A 20,415-nucleotide genomic window follows, 5' to 3' on the forward strand; every position below is an offset into this window, starting at 1 on the left:
TCGCAGCCTTCGGCAGCTCCTACGCGTTGGCGGCAGCCTTTGATCGTGGCACGATGTCGAGGTTATCGACCGAGACCCCCGACCATGCCGCAATCCCAAGCCAAGAATCTGTCCCTGATCGCCGCAATCGACCTGGGCTCCAACAGCTTTCACATGGTCGTGGCCAAGGCCCAGAACGGCGAAATCCGTATTCTCGAGCGTCTCGGGGAGAAGGTTCAGCTGGCCGCCGGCATCGACGAAGAGCGCCATCTCAACGAAGAATCGATGCAACGCGGGCTCGATTGCCTCAAACGCTTTGCCCAACTGATCAACGGTATGCCCACGGGTGCCGTACGCATCGTCGGCACCAACGCCTTGCGTGAAGCCCGCAACCGCGCCGAATTCATCCGTCGCGCCGAAGAAATTCTCGGCCACCCGGTGGAAGTCATTTCCGGCCGTGAAGAAGCGCGCCTGATCTACCTCGGCGTGTCCCACACCCTCGCCGACACCCCGGGCAAGCGCCTGGTGGCCGACATCGGCGGCGGCAGCACCGAATTCATCATTGGCCAGCGCTTCGAACCGCTGCTGCGCGAAAGCCTGCAGATGGGCTGTGTCAGCTATACCCAGCGCTATTTCAAGGACGGCAAGATCACCCCGGCCCGTTACGCCCAGGCGTACACGGCGGCGCGGCTGGAGATCATGAGCATCGAGCACGCCCTGCACCGCTTGACCTGGGATGAAGCCATCGGCTCCTCGGGCACCATCCGCGCCATCGGTCTGGCGCTGAAGGCTGGCGGCCACGGCACCGGCGAGGTCAACGCCGAAGGCCTGGCCTGGCTCAAGCGCAAACTGATCAAGCTGGGCGACGTCGAGAAAATCGATTTCGAAGGTATCAAGCCGGATCGCAGGGCGATCTTCCCGGCGGGCCTGGCAATCCTCGAAGCAATCTTCGACTCCCTCGAACTGCAACGCATGGATCACTGCGAAGGCGCCCTGCGCGAAGGCGTGCTCTATGACTTGCTGGGCCGCCATCACCATGAGGACGTGCGTGAACGCACCCTCACCTCGCTGATGGAGCGCTACCACGTCGATCAGGAACAGGCGGCACGGGTCGAGCGCAAGGCGCTGCATGCGTTTGACCAGGTGGCCGAAGACTGGGACCTGGAAGACGGTGTCTGGCGCGAACTGCTCGGCTGGGCGGCCAAGGTCCATGAAGTGGGCCTGGACATCGCTCACTACCAGTACCACAAGCACGGCGCCTACCTGATCGAGCACTCGGACCTCGCCGGATTCTCCCGCGAAGACCAGTTAATGCTCGCGCTGCTGGTACGTGGCCACCGACGCAACATTCCCAAGGACAAGTTCGCCGATTTCGGTGACGACGGCGTCAAGCTGATTCGCCTGTGTGTGCTACTGCGCTTTGCGATCCTGTTCCACCACATCCGCGGCACCCAGCAAATGCCCCAGGTGGAACTGAACGCCCATGGCAACCACCTGGAGGTGGTGTTCCCGGAGAACTGGCTGGACGAAAACCAGCTGACCCAGGCCGACTTTGAAATTGAAGCGCAATGGCTGACCCGGGTCGACATCGTGTTGACCGCCCGCTGACACACGCTCTGTAGGAGCCGGCTTGCCGGCGATCGGGCCTGCGCCTTGCGGTGATTGCAAGGCCGCCATCGCTGGCAAGCCAGCTCCTACAAGGTTTTCGGCGCAAACAAAAATGGCGATCCGCAGGAATCGCCATTTTTTGTTTCTGGTTTGGGTTAGCGCACGGCCAGAATCGGACTGCCCAAACGCTCCAGCAATGTCGCCTGGGCGCTGCGCGGGTTCTGGTTGCCGGTCGGTGTGTTACGGATGTAACGACCGTCCGGCTGCAGGCTCCAGCTGTGGGTGTTATCGGTCAGATACAGTTCCAGCTCTTTCTTGACCCGCATGATCAGCTTCTTGCCTTCCACCGGGAAGCAAGTCTCGACGCGCTTGTCGAGGTTGCGTTCCATCCAGTCGGCACTGGACAGGAACATCTGCTCGTCGCCGCCGTTGAGGAAGTAGAAGACCCGGGTGTGCTCCAGGAAACGGCCGATGATCGAACGCACATGGATGTTGTGGGAGACCCCCGCGATGCCCGGCCGCAGGCAGCACATGCCACGCACCACCAGATCGATGCGCACGCCTGACTGGCTGGCCTTGTACAGCGCGCGGATGATCTTCGGATCGGTCAGCGAGTTGAACTTGGCGATGATGTGCGCCGGTTTGCCGTCGAGGGCGAACTGGGTTTCCCGGGCAATCATATCGAGCATGCCCTTTTTCAGGGTGAACGGCGCGTGCAGCAGCTTCTTCATGCGCAGCGTCTTACCCATGCCGATCAACTGGCTGAACAGTTTGCCTACGTCTTCGCACAAGGCGTCGTCGGAGGTCAGCAGGCTGTAGTCGGTGTACAGGCGGGCGTTGCCGGCGTGGTAGTTGCCCGTGCCGAGGTGCGCATAACGCACGATCTCGCCCGCTTCGCGACGCAAAATCAGCATCATCTTGGCGTGGGTCTTGAAGCCGACCACACCATAGATCACCACCGCACCGGCCGCTTGCAGTCGGCTGGCCAGTTGCAGGTTGGATTCTTCGTCGAACCGCGCACGCAATTCGATCACCGCCGTGACTTCCTTGCCGTTACGCGCCGCATCCACCAGCGCATCGACGATTTCCGAGTTCGCGCCGGAGCGGTACAGCGTCTGGCGCACCGCCAGCACGTGTGGATCCTTGGCGGCCTGGCGCAGCAGGTCGACCACCGGGGTGAACGACTCGAACGGGTGCAGCAGCAGGATGTCCTGCTTGCTGATCACGCTGAAAATGTTCTCGCTGTTCTGCAGCAGTTTCGGGATCTGCGGGGTGAACGGCAGGTATTGCAGATCGCGCTGGCTGTCCAGGCCGGTGATGCTGAACAGCCGCGTCAGGTTCACCGGACCGTTGACCTGGTACAACTCGGTCTCGCTCAGGTTGAACTGCTTGAGCAGGTAGTCGGACAGGTGTTTCGGGCAAGTGTCGGCCACTTCAAGGCGTACTGCGTCACCGTAGCGACGGGAGAACAGCTCGCCGCGCAAGGCGCGGGCCAGGTCTTCGACGTCTTCGGAGTCCAGCGCGAGGTCGGCGTTGCGGGTCAGGCGGAACTGGTAGCACCCCTTGACCTTCATGCCCTGGAACAGGTCATCGGCGTGAGCGTGGATCATCGACGACAGGAATACATAGTTGTCGCCGGCGCCGCCGACTTCTTCCGGCACCTTGATGATGCGCGGCAGCAGGCGTGGCGCCGGGATGATCGCCAAACCGGAGTCGCGACCGAAGGCGTCGATACCTTCGAGCTCGACGATGAAGTTCAGGCTCTTGTTCACCAGCAAGGGGAACGGGTGCGTAGGGTCGAGGCCGATGGGGGTGATGATCGGTGCGATCTCGTCGCGGAAATAGCGGCGCACCCAGGTCTTGAGCTTGGTCGTCCAATTGCGGCGACGGATGAAGCGGACCTGATGTTTCTCCAGCTCCGGCAACAGAATGTCGTTGAGGATCGCGTACTGACGGTCGACGTGACCGTGTACCAGTTCGCTGATGCGCGCCAACGCCTGATGCGGTTGCAGGCCATCGGCGCCCGCCTGTTCACGGGCGAAGGTGATCTGCTTCTTCAGGCCGGCAACGCGAATTTCGAAGAACTCATCCAGGTTGCTGGAGAAGATCAGCAGAAACTTCAGCCGCTCCAGCAATGGGTAGGACTCGTCCAGCGCCTGCTCCAGCACGCGGATGTTGAACTGCAGTTGCGACAGTTCGCGGTGGATGTACAGGCTACTGTCATCCAGACCGGGAATGGCCACCGCCGGTGCTGCCGCAGCGGTTTCGACGACCGCCGCGGGCGGAGCTGGCTCCAGCTCCGGCGGGGTCTCGTCGACTTGCTCCACCACCGGTTGAGCGTCTTTTACGGCAACTTCAGTGAGTACTTCGGTATTCATCGAATGTTCCTGGGAGGGCTATTTTTGCTCTCGTAACAATTGAGCGGCACGAACGGCAAAGTACGTCAGGATGCCATCGGCACCTGCTCGTTTGAAAGCGGTCAGCGACTCGAGGATAACCCCTTCGCTCAACCAGCCATTCTGGATCGCCGCCATGTGCATGGCGTATTCGCCGCTGACTTGATAGACAAACGTCGGCACTTTGAATTCTTCTTTGACCCGGCACAGGATGTCGAGGTACGGCATGCCTGGCTTGACCATGACCATGTCCGCACCTTCTGACAAGTCCGCCGCGACTTCGTGCAGGGCTTCGTTGCTGTTGGCCGGGTCCATCTGATAGGAGGCCTTGTTGGCCTTGCCCAGGTTCAGCGCCGAACCGACCGCATCGCGGAACGGGCCGTAATAGGCGCTCGCGTACTTGGCCGAGTAGGCCATGATCCGCACATTGACGTGACCGGCCACTTCAAGGGCTTCGCGAATCGCCTGGATGCGACCGTCCATCATGTCCGATGGGGCCACGACCTGAGCGCCGGCTTCGGCGTGGGACAGGGCTTGCCTGACCAGTGCGTCGACGGTGATGTCGTTCTGCACGTAGCCTTCTTCATCAAGAATGCCGTCCTGACCGTGGGTGGTGAACGGATCCAGGGCCACGTCGGTGATCACGCCCAGCTCAGGGAATTGCGCACGCAGGGCGCGGGTGGCGCGCTGGGCGATGCCCTCCGGGTTCCAGGCCTCCTCAGCATCCAGAGACTTGAGTTCCGAAGGCGTCACCGGGAACAGCGCCAGCGCCGGAATCCCCAGTTCGACCCACTTGGCCGCCTCTTCAAGCAACAGGTCGATGGTCAGGCGTTCGACGCCCGGCATCGAAGCCACCGATTCGCGACGGTTTTCACCGTCCAGAACGAACACCGGCAGGATCAGGTCATCGACGGTCAGGACGTTTTCACGGACCAGTCGACGCGAGAAGTCGTCACGACGGTTGCGGCGCAGGCGGGTTGCGGGGAACAGACGGTTGGCGGGGGTAAAGCTCACGGCAGACTCCTGAGCCCGCGCAGACGGGCGAGCGTGACAGTTATAAGTGCCCATTATGACGAACGTATGACAGTTATGTGCACCCTGCGACGTGTAGCCGCATTCCATTGTCGTTGTAGGAAATGTTCACGTCGAGACACATTTGGACACTTTCCTGAATGTGTCCGAAGGGTTAGGCTGCGCGTTCATTTCGCCAGCACCCAGACAATGCTCCAACAATTTCTGCATGACTTCGGCTACTTTGCCCTTTTTCTAGGCACGTTCTTCGAAGGCGAAACCATCCTGGTACTCGCGGGCTTCCTCGCGTTCCGTGGATACATGGACATCAACCTGGTGGTGGTCGTGGCCTTCTTCGGCAGCTATGCCGGCGACCAACTGTGGTATTTCCTGGGACGCAAGCACGGTCGAAAACTGCTGGCGCGCAAGCCGCGCTGGCAAATGATGGGTGACCGGGCGCTGGAGCACATTCGCAAGCATCCGGACATCTGGGTACTGAGCTTCCGCTTCGTTTACGGTTTACGTACGGTCATGCCGGTGGCCATCGGGCTGTCTGGCTATCCGCCGGGCCGTTACCTGCTGCTCAACGGCATTGGCGCGGCGATCTGGGCCGCAGCCCTGGCGGCGGCCGCTTACCATTTCGGCGCAGTGCTCGAAGGCATGCTCGGCAGTGTGAAGAAGTACGAACTTTGGGTGCTCGGCGCCCTGCTGGTCCTGGGCCTCGTGCTGTGGCTGCGCCGGCGCTTCAAGAATGCCCGCCTGGCCAAGCAGGTCTATGCCGACGAGCAGGCCCTGAAAGCTGCGCGGACCAATACCGAAGACCCTACGACGCCAACCGAGTGATGCGGTTTCTGCAACAGTAGAGACCGATGCCGCTCAACAGGCTGTAACTGAGCAGGCCGACCCAGCCCACGGCGCTGGCCGGCCACAGCCCCACCATCGGGGCCAGCCATGCCAATGGCAGATTCGACGCCAGCCGCACCAGCTCCAGCTTCAACGCCCACGGGCGATTCTCCAGGGCCACGCCCAGCACAAACAGACCGAACGCCACCACTCCCCAGCCCAGCACCAGGGCAGCGACTGACAGCTTCGGTTCGAGATTCATCAAGTAGCTGCCCAGTGCGATATAGACGCAGAACTGCAACAAGACGTAGAGCTGCTGACGCCCGTCCAGCGGCACCTCGAATTTGCGGAACTGGCTCAGGTCCGGCTTGTTCATCGGGTATCTGGCCGCCACGTCCGCCGGGCGCCAGCCCGTGCGCATGAACCAGATCCGCAGCTTGTCCCAGGCGCTTTCGGCACGCCGCGCATCGGCCCACAACTGCGCGTAGAACTGCACGTTCGCCCACACGGGATTCCAGCTCGCCAGCGGAGTGGTCACGCCGAAGATCACCGGCTCGTTGTCGTCTTCTTCCTGGAACGAGCCGAACAGACGGTCCCAAATAATGAACACGCCGCCGTAGTTGCGATCCATGTAGAGAGCGTTCTGTGCATGGTGAGCCCGATGATTGGATGGCGTGACAAAAAACCATTCGAACCAGCCAAGCTTGGGAATGTGCCGCGTATGCACCCAGAACTGATACAGCAGGTTCAGCGCCGCGACACTGACGAACACCAGCAGCGGCACACCAACCACCGCCATCGGCAGATAAAAGATCCAGCCCAGGAGGAATCCGGTACTGGTCTGGCGCAACGCCGTGGACAGGTTGTAGTCCTCACTCTGGTGATGCACCGAATGCGCGGCCCAGAGAATGTTGCGCTCGTGGCCCAGGCGATGCAGCCAGTAGTAGCAGAAATCGTAGAGGACGAAGGCAAACACCCAGGTCAAGACGCTGTCGGCCGACAACTCGAACAGCGCCAGACGCTTGAAGGCGAACGCGTAGGTCACCAGTCCAATGCCTTTGGTCAGCAGTCCCGTGGTGGTCGACAGCACGCCGGTGCTGATGCTGTTGATCGCGTCAGCCACCCGATAGTTACTCATTCCGCGCCGACGGTCGGCCAGCAGCTCGAGGGCGATCAGCACAAAGAAGAACGGCACCGCGTACAGAATGAAGTCCATGACGCGCCCTGATCGGAATCCTGAGGACAAATGCTATGTGTAACCGCGAATTAACCCTATGGCAACGTGTGACAAATTAGTGGACATTTAACGCCATGAATCTGGAGAAAAGCCCATGAGCAAAAAAGTTGCAGTGATCCTTTCCGGTTGTGGCGTGTACGACGGCGCCGAGCTCCACGAGAGCGTCATCACCCTGTTGCGCCTTGATCAACGCGGGGCGCAGGTGCAGTGCTTCGCACCGAACATCGCGCAGTTACATGTAATCAATCACCTGACCGGCGAAGAAATGCCCGAATCGCGCAACGTGCTGGTCGAGTCGGCGCGGATTGCCCGGGGCAACATCCAGGACATCCGTGACGCGAACGTCGATGACTTCGACGCGTTGATCGTGCCCGGCGGCTTCGGCTCAGCCAAGAACCTGTCCAATTTCGCCATTGAAGGCGCCAGCTGCACCGTTCAACCGGATGTCCTGGCACTGACCGAGGCCTTTGCCGAGGCCGGCAAGCCGGTGGGGTTGATGTGCATATCCCCTGCCCTGGCGGCCAAGATCTACGGCCCCGGCGTCACCTGCACCATTGGCAATGACACCGACACCGCTGCCGCGATGAACAAGATGGGCGCGACCCATACCGATTGCGCGGTCAGTGACATCGTCGAAGACAAGGCACGCAAACTGGTGAGCACCCCGGCTTACATGCTGGCGCAATCGATCAGTGAAGTGGCATCGGGGATCAACAAGCTGGTAGACCGGGTGCTGGAACTGACCCACGAAAACGACGCCTGACACCCTTCAAAAATGTGGGAGCGAGCTTGCTCGCGATGGGGCCAACACATTCAACTTTGATGTTGTCTGTAAGTCCGCTATCGCGAGCAAGCTCGCTCCCACAAGGTTCGCCGCAGGTCTCAAGAATTGCGGGCCAGCCGTGTGAGGATCCGGTCCAGCGCATTGGCAAACGCCTGCTTCTCACGGTCGCCAAACGGTGCCGGTCCACCCCCCATCTGCCCCTGTTCGCGCAAATCAGTGAACAGGTTGCGCACCGCCAGCCGCTCCCCCATGTTCTGCGCGTCAAACTCCTTGCCCCGAGGATCGAGCACGGCCACACCGTTCTTGAACAGACGGTCGGCCAATGGCACATCGCTGCAGATCACCAGTTCACCAGGCACCGCGTGCTCCACCAGGTAGTCATCCGCCGCATCCGGTCCGCTCGGCACCACGATCAGCTTGACCAACGCCAGCCCCGGCTTGGTCTGCGGCTGCCCGGCCACCAGCACCACTTCGAACTGGCGCTTGAGGGCGAACTTCACCACCAGATCCTTGGCTGCCCGTGGGCAGGCATCGGCGTCGATCCACACACGCATTGTATATTCCTCTGTTGAAAAGCATCGCGGGCAAGCCCGCTCCCACAGGTTAGCGCTAAACCTGTGGGAGCGGGCTTGCCCGCGAATGTGAGCGCAGCGAATGCTGTTGTTTAAGAAACCTGCACCCGCCGCTTCTCAACCACCCGGCTACGACCATACAACACGACAATCGCAATGATCGCCACGGCCTGAGCACTCAGCGAGTAGGCATCGGCGTGGATCCCCAGCCAGTCGAAGTCAAAGAACGGCACCGGCCGCGTGCCGAAAATTCCGGCTTCCTGCAGCGCTTTCACGCCATGCCCGGCAAACACCACCGACAAGGCGCACAGCAGACCCGCGTTGATGCTGAAGAACAGCGCCAGCGGCAACTTCGCCGAACCGCGCAAAATCACCCAGGCCAGGCCGATCAGCAGCACCACCGCCGTGGCCCCACCGGCCAACACGGCGTTGTGCCCTGCGGGACCTGCCTGCAGCCACAGGGTTTCGTAGAACAGAATCACTTCGAACAGTTCGCGATACACCGAGAAAAACGCCAGGGTCGCAAAGCCGAAACGCCCACCGCCACCGACCAGGCTGGACTTGATGTAATCCTGCCAGGCCGCCGCATGACGACGGTCATGCATCCACACGCCCAGCCACAGCACCATGACACTGGCAAACAACGCCGTCGCGCCTTCCAGCAACTCGCGCTGCGAACCGCTGACATCAATCACATAAGCTGCCAGCGCCCAGGTGCCCAACCCGGCCAGAAATGCCAGCCCCCAACCGACGTTGACGCTGCGCACCGCCGCCTGTTGACCCGTGTTGCGCAGGAAGGCAAGGATCGCCGCCAGCACCAGGATCGCCTCCAGACCTTCGCGCAGCAGAATCAGCAAGCCGGAAATGTAACTCAGCGACCAGCTCAAACCGTCTTTGCCCAACAAGCCGGCCGATGCCTTCAACTTGTCCTTGGCCACGTCCAGGCGTTGCTCGACCTCGCTCACCGGCAAGCCGTCCTGCAACGACTGACGGTAGGCCATCAGGGATTTTTCCGTGTCTTTACGCACGTTGGCGTCAATGTTATCCAGCGAGCTCTCGACCAGCTCGAAGCCTTCCAGATACGCCGCTACCGATAAGTCATAAGCCTGATCATGCTCACCGGCACGATACGCCGCGATGCTCTTGTCCAGCGTGGCCGCCGTGTAGTCAAGCAGTTGCGCCGGGCCACGCTTGACCTGCGGCGGTTGCGCCCGCTGGGCACGGAAGGTCGCGGCGGCTTGCGGGCCTTCGACGGCCTGTACTTCGGCCGGGGTCTGACGAGCGAGGTCGGCGATGTTGTAGGTCTTTTCAGCCTTGGCCGTCGCCGGGTCAACACTGAAGCCCGCAATATAGGTGGCCAGGTCCCAACGCTGACGATCATCCAGCTGGTCGGCGAAGGCCGGCATGTCAGTGCCTTCAATGCCTTGGCCGAGGGTGCTGTAGATCGCGTAGAGGCTCAGGCGGTCCAGCCGTGAGGCATCACGCAGATCGGTGGGCGCTGGCGTCATGCCGACACCTGCCGGGCCGTCACCGGCTCCTGAGTCGCCATGGCAGACCGAGCATTGCTGAGTGTACAGCGGCGCGCCACGCACCGGGTCCGGCGTAATGACCGGGGCCTGGCTGACTTCATAGGCCACGGCCAGTTTCGCACCCAGTTGCCGGGCCTGGCGTGCAACTTCGGCACCGTCCTGATGGGCGTCGATGGAGTTTCCCAGCGCGGCCAGGCTTTGCTCCAGCGCGGCTTTTTCCGGCTTGGCCGGCATGGCTGCAATCAGACTTCCCAGGGTCCTGACCGACTCTTGCTGCGCGCGAAATCCGGACGGGTCCGTGATGCTGCCCGCCTGCACCGTGCCCGGGTAATCCGCGCCGATGTAGTCGAGCAAGTGCAGCGCCTGCGGCGTACCTTCGGCGGAGGCGGCCAGCAGTTGAAAGCTGCACGCAGCCACCAGCGGCAGCAACAGCCAGGCCAGGAAACGGGAGGGGGCAATCATGAATGAATCTCAATTTGAAAAACGAAGTTACATATTGTTATCGCCCAACGGGTTTCGCTCAAGCTTTGTTGATACTTCTTCGTAATTGCATCGGTTTCGGGAACAGCTCCCCCCAAACGAAAAAGGCGACCACCCGGGCCGCCTTTTTTTGTCAGTCGCCGTTTTACACGGCGGCCCTGCGCAACGTCGCCATAAACGCCGCCGCCCCGATGAACAGCCCGGCAAAGGTCCGGTTCATGCGCTTTTGCTGTTTCGGTGTGCGCAACAGACGCAGCACTTTGGACGCCAGACCGGTGTAGCCGGCCATGACGATCAGGTCGACGCAGACCATGGTCACGCCAATCACCAGATACTGAATCAGCAGCGGAGCATGAGGGTCGATGAACTGCGGCAACACCGCCAGCATGAACACCAGCGCCTTGGGGTTGCTGATGTTCACCAGAAAACCACGGAATACCAGGGCCATCGGCTTGCCGATCTGACGCACCGCCGCGTCATCGCTCATGTCGCTGGGCAGCGCACGCCATTGCTTGATCGCGAGGTAGACCAGGTACGCCACGCCAAACCATTTGATGGCGTAGAAGGCCGTGGCCGAAGCCGTGAGAATGGCGCCGACACCGGCACCGACGATGGCGATCTGCAAAGCCAGGCCCAGTTGCAGGCCCAGGGCATTCCAGTAGCCACGCCAGAAGCCGTATTGCAGGCCGCTGGACATCGACGCAATGGCGCCGGCACCGGGGGACAGGCTGATCACCCAGCAGGCGGCAAAAAACGCCAGCCATGTTTGAAGCTCCATTGCACACCTCGACTCGGACTCGTGACAGACGTCTAAGCTAATGCGGCTTTGATTGGATGGCTACCGATTTTTTGTGGGGCATGGCGACGGCCGACCAGCGTTTACAGGGGCGGGCCCCTTCGCGAGCAGGCTCGCTCCCACATTGGCTCTCAGGTGCCCACAAGATTTGTGTTCGCTGAAGATCGACTGTGGGAGCGAGCCTGCTCGCGAAAGCAATCTGTCACGCAACAGAAGGACTACTTTTCAAACCCGCTCGAAGGGAACATATCAGTCCCCCGCCAACGCCGAACCGAACGCTGGAAGAACAAACTGTTGGGCACCTGCACCATGGCGCTGCCGGTGCCGGCTTCTTCAGCCTCTATCAACGTGGTGTAAAGAAGATTGATCGCCACCACCCGGCCTTTGACGCCGGGCTTGTCGGTGGTGTCCACCAACTCGACCACGTCACCTATGCGGAACGGGCCGACGGTAAAGATCAGGATCGCGCACAGCAGGTTCGAGAGCACGCTCCACATGGCGAAAAACGCCACCGCCGCGACCGCGACGAAACCGGACAACGCGGTCCAGAGCACCGTGGCCGATACACCGAGTCGCTCCAGCACGAAAATCAGCGCGCTGCCCATGATCAGCCAGCGCAAGCCGCCTCGCAGCGGCATCATCAATTGCGGCGGAAACGGGTAACGCTCACCGAGACGGGTCAGGCCTTTGGCGACGAAGCGCTGGGTGAAGTAGCCGGCGAGCAGGATCAGCAGGAGTTGCACGCCGAGCCAGATCGGCTCGACCCACACCGCCGGCAACGGCAGCTTGAAGGCGTCCATCAGGACAGCGCCTCCAACTCCGCCTGCATGCTTTCCAGCAATTCCAGGGCTTCCATCCACGCTTCTTCCAGCTCCGCCTCACGCACCTTCAGCTTGGCCTGTTCGGCCAGCAGATCACGCAATTCGTTCTTGCGCGCCGGCTCGTAGATGTCGCTGTCGCCGAGGCTGGTATCGACCTTCGCCAGTTTTTCGTGGAGCTTGCCCAGTTCGGCTTCGAGCTTGTCAGCCTCACGCTTGTGCGGGGCCAGCTGCTGACGCAACGCCGCTGCGGCCTGACGCTGGGCTTTCTTGTCGGTTTTGTCCGGGTTGACCGGGGTGCTGCTGACCGGGGCATTACGCTGGCGATACTCCACCAGCCAGCGGGTGTAGTCCTCCAGGTCGCCGTCGAACTCCTCGACCTTGCCGTCCGCCACCAGATAGAAATTGTCGGTGGTGCTTTTGAGCAAATGACGATCGTGAGAGACCACCAGTACCGCACCACTGAACTCCTGCAGGGCCATGGTCAGCGCCAGGCGCATTTCCAAGTCCAAGTGGTTGGTCGGTTCGTCGAGCAGCAACAGGTTCGGCCGGTCCCAGGCAATCAATGCCAGGGCCAGGCGCGCCTTTTCACCACCGGAAAAATTCAGTACCGGCTCGTCGATCCGCGCGCCACGGAAGTCGAAACCGCCGAGGAAGTCGCGCAAGGTCTGTTCGCGCTCGGTCGGTGCCAGGCGCTGCAGGTGCAGCAACGGGCTGGCCTTGGAATCCAGAGAGTCGAGCTGATGCTGGGCGAAGTAACCGACCACGGTGTTCTCGCCACGGGTCAAGCGACCGGCCAATGGCGAGAGCTCACCGGCAAGGTTCTTGATCAGGGTCGATTTACCAGCACCGTTAGGGCCGAGCAGACCGATTCGCGCACCCGGGGTCAGTTGCAGCTTGACCTTCTCCAGCACGGTTTTGTCGCCGTAACCCAGGCGGGCGTCGGACAGGTCGATCAGCGGGCTGGAAATCTTCTGCGATTCGCGGAAGACAAAGTCGAACGGCGAATCGACGTGGGCAGCGGTCAGCTCTTCCATCCGCTCCAGGGCCTTGATCCGGCTCTGGGCCTGACGGGCCTTGGTGGCCTGGGCCTTGAAGCGGGCGATGTAGCTTTCCATGTGCGCACGTTGCGCCTGTTGCTTCTCGTAGGCTTGCTGTTGCTGGGCCAGGCGTTCGGCACGGGCGCGCTCGAAGGCGCTGTAGCCACCGCGGTACAGGGTGATCTTGCGCTGATCGACGTGGGCCACGTGATCGACCACGGCATCGAGGAAGTCCCGATCGTGGGAGATCAGCATCAGGGTGCCCGGATAGCTCTTGAGCCATTCCTCAAGCCAGATGATGGCGTCGAGGTCCAGGTGGTTGGTCGGTTCGTCGAGCAGCAGCAGGTCCGACGGGCACATCAAGGCCTGTGCCAGGTTCAGACGCATCCGCCAGCCACCGGAGAAGTCCCCGACCTGGCGATCCATCTGCTCGTTGGTGAATCCAAGACCGGCCAGCAACTTGCGCGCCCGGGCGTCGGCGGTGTAACCGTCGGCGCTGTCGAGTTCCGAATGCAGGCGCGCCTGTGCGGCACCGTCATGGGCCGCTTCGGCTGCCGCCAGGTCGCGTTGCACCTGGCGCAGGCGCAGGTCGCCATCGAGCACGTAGTCGACGGCCAGGCGTTCGAGGGTGTCGACCTCCTGGCGCATGTGGGCGATACGCCAGTCGGCCGGCAGGAAGCAATCACCCGAGTCCGGGTGCAGCTCACCCCGAAGCAAGGCGAACAGGCTCGATTTGCCGGCGCCGTTGGCACCGATGAGGCCGGCTTTCTGGCCGGCGTGCAGGGTCAGCTCGGCGTCTTCTAGCAGACGTTGCGGGCCACGCTGTAAAGTCAGGTTCTGAAGTCGAATCATAATGGCGGCGGAGTCTACCAGCTTCGCTCGCAACTGGCGCGAGTAGCACTATGTCCTCTGACCTGTGGAGCTTTTCCCTGACCACTTATGCCCGTCCCGGTGTTGAGCAGGCATGCCTGCAATTGCAGTCGGCGGGGGTCAATGTGTGTCTGTTGCTGTGTGGTGCGTGGCTGGGACACCGAGGCGTGGCCTGCGATGAGCAGCGCTTGCAGCAACTGCGCAGAGTGGCCACCTCGTGGGACATCGATGTCGTGCGGCCGTTACGCACCTTACGCACACAATGGAAGGTCGGGGCTACGCAAGACGCAGATCTGCATGCTCTGCGTGAACAAGTGAAGGCACTCGAGCTGGAAGCCGAACGGCATCTGTTGTTGCGGCTGGAGAGATCGGCGCAGAGTTGGCCGCAAAATGCCGAGACCGATCTGGCGGCCTGGCTGGAAGGTGTGACGGCCGAGGCCGCCCACCTGCACCGCGACGCGCTGCATCAGCTGCGCGTCGCGGTAACCGGCACTTAGGAAGCGCTGGTTGGGGTGGTTGCTGCGATCGATGCGGCGGCCGGCGTTGGCGCTGGCGTGGCTGTCGAGGTGGCTGCTGCCAAAGCAGACGTTGCTACCGGAGCCGGGTTGGCTGGCTTGGCAGCCGGTGCGGTGGCTGGCTTGGCGGCAACCGGCTTCTTCACTGCGGGTTTTGCAGCAGGTTTTGCAGCAGGTTTTGCAGCAGCAGGTTTTGCAGCAGCAGGTTTTGCAGCAGCCGGTTTTGCAGCAGCCGGTTTGGCGGCAACTGGCTTGGCAGCGGCGGGCTTGGCTGCTGGTTTAGCTGCAGCTGGTTTTGCGGCTGGTTTAGCAGCAGGTTTGGCAGCCGCTTTTACAGCAGGTTTTGCCGCTGGCTTGGCTGCTGGTTTAGCGGCCGGTTTTGCAGCGACAGGTTTTGCAGCCGGCTTGGCAGCAGGTTTCGCAGCAGCGGTGCGGGCAGCTGGTTTAGCGGCCGGTTTGGCAGCTGGTTTTGCAGCCGGTTTAGCGGCAGCTGTTTTAGCCACGGCTGGTTTGGCAGCAGCGGTTCTTGCGGCGGCAGGTCGTGCAGCGGCTGGTTTGGCAGCCGTGGTTTTAGCCGCAGGTTTTGCAGCGCTGGCAGCAGCCGGTTTTCTCGCTGCCGGTTTGGCAGCAGGTTTGGCTGCGGCAGTTTTAGCGACTGGCTTGGCAGCTGCAGGTTTTGCAGCAGCAGGCTTGGCCGGTGCTTTTGCAGCAGCCGGTTTGGCAGCGGCTTTCTTCGCAGGTGCCGCAGCAGGCTTGGCCGCACGCAGGGACAACACCTTGCCGACAGCCTCTTGTACACGACCGACGCCCTGGGCCAGTTTCAGGCTTTCCTGGGCATCGCGCTTGAGTTGCAGAATGTAGCCGCGGGTTTCCGATTGACGATCCTTGAGGGCATCGAGCAGTTCCTCAAGATCGGTCACTGCGCCCTTGGCCTTGGCTTGCGCCTTGGCTTTTCCGGCCGCCGCCGCGTCCTGCAATTTGGTGCGGGACTTGTGCAGTTTTTCTTGCGCTTTTCCGCGCTGCTTTTCCAGTTTGGCGAGCAGTTTTTCAGCATCAGCCAAGGCTTCGGAACAAGCGGTTTCCAGATGCTCGAGCAGGCTGCCCGAGAGTTGTTGGAGCAGGTGCAATGGAGTGTTTACTGGCTTCTTGGTGGCCGACATGGTTTACCTCCTGGCTGAAGTGAGTGCGGCTCATACTAGACCTCTGTAGCAACCGCCGCTAGGGCATGTTGACACTATCGAAAGCGTTGTGTTGCAAAGGACTGAAAAACTTCTGCGTCGACGTGAAAGCAGTTCACCGTTGCGCGCATTCTCACTGGCATAATCGCCCGCAATTCAGGTCGGAGAGTGCCCATGTCGCGCTGCCTTTTTTTATCGCTGTGTGTGTTTTTTTCGGTGGCCCAAGCCGCCGAAAAAACACCGGAAAATGAAGCCCACGATCTCGCTTACAGCCTGGGTGCGAGCCTTGGCGAACGCTTGCGCCAAGAGGCTCCCGACCTGCAACTCCAGGCACTGGTCGAGGGATTGCAACAAGCCTATCAGGGCAAGCCGCTGGCGCTGAAAGACGAGCAGATCCAGCAGATATTGACCGAGCATGAAGCGCGGATTGCCATGCAGTCAGCCGAGCCGCAAAGTGAATTGGCACTGGAAAAGGAACAGCGTTTTCTCGCCACCGAGAAAGCCAGACCCGGCGTGCGCGAACTGGATGACGGCGTGCTGCTGACCGAGTTGACGCCAGGCGCTGGCGCCAAGGCAGGACCCAACGGTAAGGTGCAGGTGCTGTACATCGGTCGCTTGCCCGACGGCACGGTGTTCGATCAGAACAGTCAGCCTCAATGGTTCAGTCTCGACAGCGTGATCGCCGGATGGCGCAGCGCATTGCAAAACATGCCGGTCGGGGCGAAATGGCGACTGGTGATTCCCTCGGCCCAGGCCTATGGCGCCGAGGGTGCCGGTGACGTGATCGCACCGTTCACACCACTGGTGTTTGAAATCGAATTGCGCGGTGCCACCGGCTGACGACACAAACGAAAAACGGCGTGCCTTGGCACGCCGTTTCGAGATCTTGCAGAAAGCGCTTCAGGCCTGAACCGAATCGACTTCCTTGTGGGCCGTGTGCAGCACTTCGATCAGGCAGTCTTCCAGCTCGAAGCGTTCATGCAACAGTCCGCCGAGTGTTTTGAACTCTTCGGCGACACACTTTCCTGCATCACACAGGTCATTGAACGCGAGCAGCTTTTCGGTGATGACGTCGATACGCGGGTAGATCGTCTCGGCGAGCTCCAGGCCACGCTTGTCGTTGAAGGCCTTGGCCTCCCCCGTCAGTTGCTCGTAGATCTCGAAGTGCCCGGCCGATACATAATCGACCAGCACGCCGCAGAATTCCTGCAAAGGCTTGCGGTTCTCACCCAGCGCCTCAGGCTTTGCGCCCAGCGTGTCATAGGCCTTGACCAGTTCGTGTCGTTCCTGCAACCAGCGATCGATCAGCAGGTGCACTCCACCCCAGCGTTCCTGAGCATTCTGACAACTTTCGAGCATGGTGATCTCTCTTCCCTTGTGGGTCAGCTGCTCTATGCCCGCTCGCCTCTTGTAAACATCGGTGGGCGGTCAGGCAGAGCGTCATCGAGCAACATAATTCCAATGACACGTGCGGGCCAGATTATGCCCGCACGACACTGGCTTCAAGGTACGCAGGCGATAAAGTTCATACAAGTGTTTAATCGCCGGCAAAGGCCCGGTGCGACGACTCGTCGCTGAGCGGTCGCTGATAGCTGATCCAGACCATTCGCAACGACTGGTAAACAGCCAGAATCATCATCGCGACGAAGAACAGCAGGCTCCACTCCGTGAGACTCAGGTCGAACAGCGTCCAGGAAATTTCCACACAATCGACAGTGCCCTTGAACACTTGCTGCAGGACGGAGCGCAGCGCAGAACCGGCGAACAGATCCGCCAGATGGGTCGAGCACGCCGCTGCCTGTTCCATCGGAAGGCTTTGCAGCAGAACCTGTCGCCACGCCGTGACAGTGCCGGCCAGGCTGCAACCAAGACTGAGCAGCCAATACAGAACGGTTCCGATGCGACCTGGACCATGGACCGAAGCCATCAGGCAGACACCGGTCAGGAGCGCCAGACAAAACCGCTGTACCAGACACAAGCCGCAAGGCCGTAGGCCGACCGCATATTCCAGGTAGTAGGAAACGCCCAACGCCAGGGCACCCGCAATGAAAGCCATGAAAAACAAGGAGCGTGAGCAGGCCAAAGACATGGCTTATCCGTAAAAGTAGTGACAGGCCGTTACGGTAGAGGAAAGCGCGGCGGCCTTTCAAGGCAGGCGCCCACGGAGACTTCAGCAGAAGTGTAGGGAAATCCCGACGCAGACGAGAGGATAAAACGTAGTCCTCTGTAGGACTTTGCCTGCGACGAGAATGGGTAACCGAGTTTCAGCGAATCATCTCACTGCGACGAGGAAGATTGCTTCCTCGCCGCAGCTCATCACACAGACGCCGGAGCCTGGCGCCAGCGAATGGGTCAAGCGCGAACTGCCACTGGCAGAGGGGCCGCGAGCAAGCGTTCATCCAGCAATCCCAGGCCTTCCTGAAACAGCTGGTTGCTGCGCTCGGTATCGCCCATTTGCGCCAACAACCGCGCCAGCTCCGCACAGGCTTCCGGATTGCGTTGTACACGCAGGCTGCTTTCCAGATAGTCCCGGGCCTTGCCCCACAAACTGTTTTGCAGGCACAGACGACCCAGTGTCAGCAGCAGGCCCGGATCGGTCGGATGGTCCTTGAGCCAGCCTTCAGCGGCCTGCAGCTGGCGGGCCGGATCATTGCCGCGCACCAGCCCGTAGAGACGAGCCAGATGGCTGTCGTAGCTGCGCTTGAGCGCGGTGCGCAGGACTTCCTCGGCTTCGACCTGAGCCCCCAATTGCCGCAGTTGCTCGGCATAGGCGAGCACCAGCTGCGGCTCCTGGCGTTGCGCCGAGGTCAGTTGCTGCCAGGCACGTTCGAGCGCTTGCTGCCCCACCGCTCCGTCTTCTTCCCGTTGCGCCGCCAGAGACAGGTTCGCCCCCCAGGCCCGACGCTCCAGTTCGGTGAGTTCGGCCGCCGGCAGAATTTTGTCCTTGCGCAGTTCCGGCAGCAGGCGAATCACTGCCGACCAGTCACCACGCTGTTGAAGCAGGCGCTGCAACTGACGCAGGGTCTGTGCGTTATGAGGATGGCGCTCACGCATGGCTTGCAAGGTGGCGAGGGCGCCGTCGGTATCACCGCGGTCGGTCTGCAACTGGGCGTGGTTCAAGGCGATCGCCAACTCGGCCTGAGGCTGACGCTCCAGGGCGCGCTCCAGCAAGTTGTCGCTTTCTTCGTAATTGCCTTGTTCGTTTGCGGCACGGGCCGCACCGAGGTAGTAAAGCAACGGCTGGCGCTCGGCCTCGGCAGCACGATGCAAGTGACGTTGCGCGCTGGCCCAGCGCCCCTCGGCCAGGTCCAGTTGACCATGCTCGATCGCCACCTGCACCCGACGGCTGCGGTTACGCCGGGACCACGGGTTGACCACTCCGCTGGAAGCCATCACCAGTTCGACCAGCGCCTTGATACCCCAGATCACCAGCCACAGCACAGCCACCAGCGCCAAAGTAGCCCACAGGCTCGACTCATAGCGGAAGGTCTTGTAGGCAATCAGCACGTAACCGGAATGTTCGGCAATCGCCAGCCCCAGCGCAGCGGTAGCGGCGATCGCGAGGAACACGATCACATAGAGGCGCTTCATGGCGTGGCCTCCGACGCGGTGTTCGCGGCAGGCCTGGCCATTGGCTTGACCGAGTCTTCGGCGTTGACGTTGCGCCGTTCCAGGTACCCCTGCACCGCGCTCAGGGTGCCGGTCATGTCTGGGGTGACTACGGTGACAGGTTGCTTGCTCAGCTCGGCTACCTGCTCAAGCATGACTTTGCTTTGCGAGTTGTCCGGGTTGAAGTTGCCCTTGAGGATGTCCCGCGCTTCGTCCAGCACTTGGGAGTACACCGCAGCTTGACCATTGAGTGCGGCCCACTGTGCCTGCTCCAGCGCCAGGCTCAAGGCCAGGCGTACCTGACTCAGGCTCTGGCCGGCCAGCAATGGACGAACGTTTTTATCGGCATTGAAATCGATACGGATGTAGCGCGAAATCTGATCCCACCATTGCGCCCAGCGACTGGCACCGTCGCCATCGGCAGTCAGGCCCAGCAGCGAATCGCCACGGTCCTTGTACTCCGGTGCCAGCTCGGTGAGGCTGGCCACTTGATCGCGCAGTGCGCCCAGACGCAGAAACAGCCCGGTGCGGTCCGGTTGTTCGGTACTGCGCAAGGCAATCAGGGTCTTGGCCACCTGCTCGCGCGCGGCAAAGGAGCCCGGATCGTTCTGCTCACGCAGTATCTCGTCGGCTCCCTGGACCAGTGCCTGGGCGCTGCTGATGTCCTGCAAGGCCGACAGTCGCAGACTGGCCAGACGCAGCAAGTGCTCGGCCTCGGCCAGGCGCCAGTCCTTGCGACTGGCGCCGAGTACGGTTTCCAGACGCTGGTTCAAACGCTGCTGATCACCTTGCAGCTGGATCACCAGGCGACTGCGTGCTTCCAGCTCATCGGCAGCAGGCAATTGTGCCAGGCGTGCACTCAGGCGCTCCTCATTGAGCTTGAGATTTTGCGCCTGGTCATTCAGCGCCTGTACCTGGCTCAACTGCTGCTGGTTGTTGGCCTGCAGGTGACGAACCTGCCAGACACCCCAACCGCCCACCGCGACACCGGCCGCGCCCAGCAACAGCGCGAGGATTGCCAGACCATTGCCTCTACGCTGCTCGGCAGCTGGTGACGGCGGCGGCATTTCTTCTAGAGGAGCATCAACAGGTGCATCAAGCACCGGTCGCGAGTCATCTTTAGGCAAGGCTGTTTCGCTCACGTATCCAT

At 61.4% G+C, this 20,415-nt stretch carries 17 protein-coding genes and 1 pseudogene; 5 read left to right on the forward strand and 13 right to left on the reverse strand.

The annotated features are described in order from the left end of the window. The first annotated feature begins 84 nt into the window (after positions 1-84). The gene (gene ppx / locus CD175_RS20390; protein WP_104450236.1) at positions 85-1,587 is read left to right on the forward strand and encodes an exopolyphosphatase; all 1,503 of its coding nucleotides are present in this window, start codon (positions 85-87) and stop codon (positions 1,585-1,587) included. Between the two features lie 155 nt (positions 1,588-1,742). Here ppx and ppk1 read toward each other — a convergent pair whose 3' ends face one another. Next, a complete protein-coding gene (ppk1, locus tag CD175_RS20395; protein ID WP_104450237.1) occupies positions 1,743-3,965 on the reverse strand; it encodes a polyphosphate kinase 1 in 2,223 nt (740 codons plus the stop codon). An 18-nt stretch (positions 3,966-3,983) separates the two neighbouring features. Further along, complete coding sequence (gene hemB / locus CD175_RS20400) at positions 3,984-4,997, reverse strand: porphobilinogen synthase (protein ID WP_104450238.1); 1,014 nt, start codon at positions 4,995-4,997, stop codon at positions 3,984-3,986. A gap of 207 nt (positions 4,998-5,204) precedes the next feature. On the opposite strand from hemB, the gene CD175_RS20405 reads away from it, so the two are divergent. Further along, the gene (locus tag CD175_RS20405; protein ID WP_104450239.1) at positions 5,205-5,837 is read left to right on the forward strand and encodes a DedA family protein; all 633 of its coding nucleotides are present in this window, start codon (positions 5,205-5,207) and stop codon (positions 5,835-5,837) included. Here the strand turns inward: CD175_RS20405 and CD175_RS20410 are convergent. Continuing rightward, on the reverse strand, positions 5,818-7,053 hold the full coding sequence (locus CD175_RS20410) for a sterol desaturase family protein (RefSeq protein ID WP_104450240.1): 1,236 nt from the start codon (positions 7,051-7,053) through the stop codon (positions 5,818-5,820). The two genes, CD175_RS20405 and CD175_RS20410, sit on opposite strands and share 20 nt — an antisense overlap. Before the next feature lie 115 nt (positions 7,054-7,168). On the opposite strand from CD175_RS20410, the gene elbB reads away from it, so the two are divergent. Then, positions 7,169-7,837, forward strand: a complete 669-nt coding sequence (gene elbB, locus CD175_RS20415) for an isoprenoid biosynthesis glyoxalase ElbB (RefSeq protein ID WP_104450241.1) — start codon at positions 7,169-7,171, stop codon at positions 7,835-7,837. 119 nt (positions 7,838-7,956) lie between these two features. Here the strand turns inward: elbB and CD175_RS20425 are convergent, their stop codons facing one another. The 5 genes from CD175_RS20425 to CD175_RS20445 form a co-directional block, all read right to left on the reverse strand. Further along, positions 7,957-8,412, reverse strand: coding sequence for a YaiI/YqxD family protein (locus CD175_RS20425; protein ID WP_104450242.1), 456 nt, complete (start codon positions 8,410-8,412; stop codon positions 7,957-7,959). Positions 8,413-8,522: 110 nt separating this feature from the next. Further along, positions 8,523-10,421, reverse strand: a complete 1,899-nt coding sequence (locus CD175_RS20430) for an FTR1 family protein (protein ID WP_104450243.1) — start codon at positions 10,419-10,421, stop codon at positions 8,523-8,525. A gap of 163 nt (positions 10,422-10,584) precedes the next feature. Further along, a complete protein-coding gene (gene rhtB / locus CD175_RS20435; protein WP_007998964.1) occupies positions 10,585-11,217 on the reverse strand; it encodes a homoserine/homoserine lactone efflux protein in 633 nt (210 codons plus the stop codon). A 236-nt stretch (positions 11,218-11,453) separates the two neighbouring features. Then, positions 11,454-12,035 carry a mechanosensitive ion channel family protein gene (locus tag CD175_RS20440; protein ID WP_104450244.1) on the reverse strand — a complete coding sequence of 194 codons (582 nt, stop codon included), beginning with the start codon at positions 12,033-12,035 and terminating at the stop codon, positions 11,454-11,456. Then, positions 12,035-13,945 carry an ATP-binding cassette domain-containing protein gene (locus CD175_RS20445; protein WP_104450245.1) on the reverse strand — a complete coding sequence of 637 codons (1,911 nt, stop codon included), beginning with the start codon at positions 13,943-13,945 and terminating at the stop codon, positions 12,035-12,037. The genes CD175_RS20440 and CD175_RS20445 overlap by 1 nt, the downstream gene beginning before the upstream one ends. 50 nt (positions 13,946-13,995) lie before the next feature. On the opposite strand from CD175_RS20445, the gene CD175_RS20450 reads away from it, so the two are divergent. Further along, on the forward strand, positions 13,996-14,460 hold the full coding sequence (locus CD175_RS20450) for a TIGR02444 family protein (protein WP_104450246.1): 465 nt from the start codon (positions 13,996-13,998) through the stop codon (positions 14,458-14,460). A 260-nt stretch (positions 14,461-14,720) separates the two neighbouring features. On the opposite strand, the pseudogene CD175_RS20455 reads toward CD175_RS20450, so the two are convergent. Then, a pseudogene (locus tag CD175_RS20455) lies at positions 14,721-15,638 on the reverse strand (AlgP family protein); the annotation flags it as partial. Between the two features lie 192 nt (positions 15,639-15,830). Between CD175_RS20455 and CD175_RS20460 the strand changes: the two are divergent. Beyond that, entirely contained in the window at positions 15,831-16,496 is a 666-nt protein-coding gene (locus CD175_RS20460) for an FKBP-type peptidyl-prolyl cis-trans isomerase (protein ID WP_104450248.1), read from the forward strand. A 60-nt stretch (positions 16,497-16,556) separates the two neighbouring features. Here CD175_RS20460 and rsd read toward each other — a convergent pair whose 3' ends face one another. From rsd to CD175_RS20480, 4 genes are all read right to left on the reverse strand, one after another. Next, positions 16,557-17,015 carry a sigma D regulator gene (gene rsd / locus CD175_RS20465; protein ID WP_104450249.1) on the reverse strand — a complete coding sequence of 153 codons (459 nt, stop codon included), beginning with the start codon at positions 17,013-17,015 and terminating at the stop codon, positions 16,557-16,559. A gap of 178 nt (positions 17,016-17,193) precedes the next feature. Then, complete coding sequence (locus CD175_RS20470) at positions 17,194-17,745, reverse strand: disulfide bond formation protein B (RefSeq protein ID WP_104450250.1); 552 nt, start codon at positions 17,743-17,745, stop codon at positions 17,194-17,196. A gap of 263 nt (positions 17,746-18,008) precedes the next feature. After that, positions 18,009-19,247 carry a heme biosynthesis protein HemY gene (locus tag CD175_RS20475; protein WP_104450251.1) on the reverse strand — a complete coding sequence of 413 codons (1,239 nt, stop codon included), beginning with the start codon at positions 19,245-19,247 and terminating at the stop codon, positions 18,009-18,011. Further along, entirely contained in the window at positions 19,244-20,407 is a 1,164-nt protein-coding gene (locus CD175_RS20480; protein ID WP_104450252.1) for a uroporphyrinogen-III C-methyltransferase, read from the reverse strand. The genes CD175_RS20475 and CD175_RS20480 overlap by 4 nt, the downstream gene beginning before the upstream one ends. Between the last annotated feature and the right edge of the window lie 8 nt (positions 20,408-20,415).

The sequence above is a fragment of the Pseudomonas laurylsulfatiphila genome (assembly GCF_002934665.1).
Taxonomy (GTDB): domain Bacteria; phylum Pseudomonadota; class Gammaproteobacteria; order Pseudomonadales; family Pseudomonadaceae; genus Aquipseudomonas; species Aquipseudomonas laurylsulfatiphila.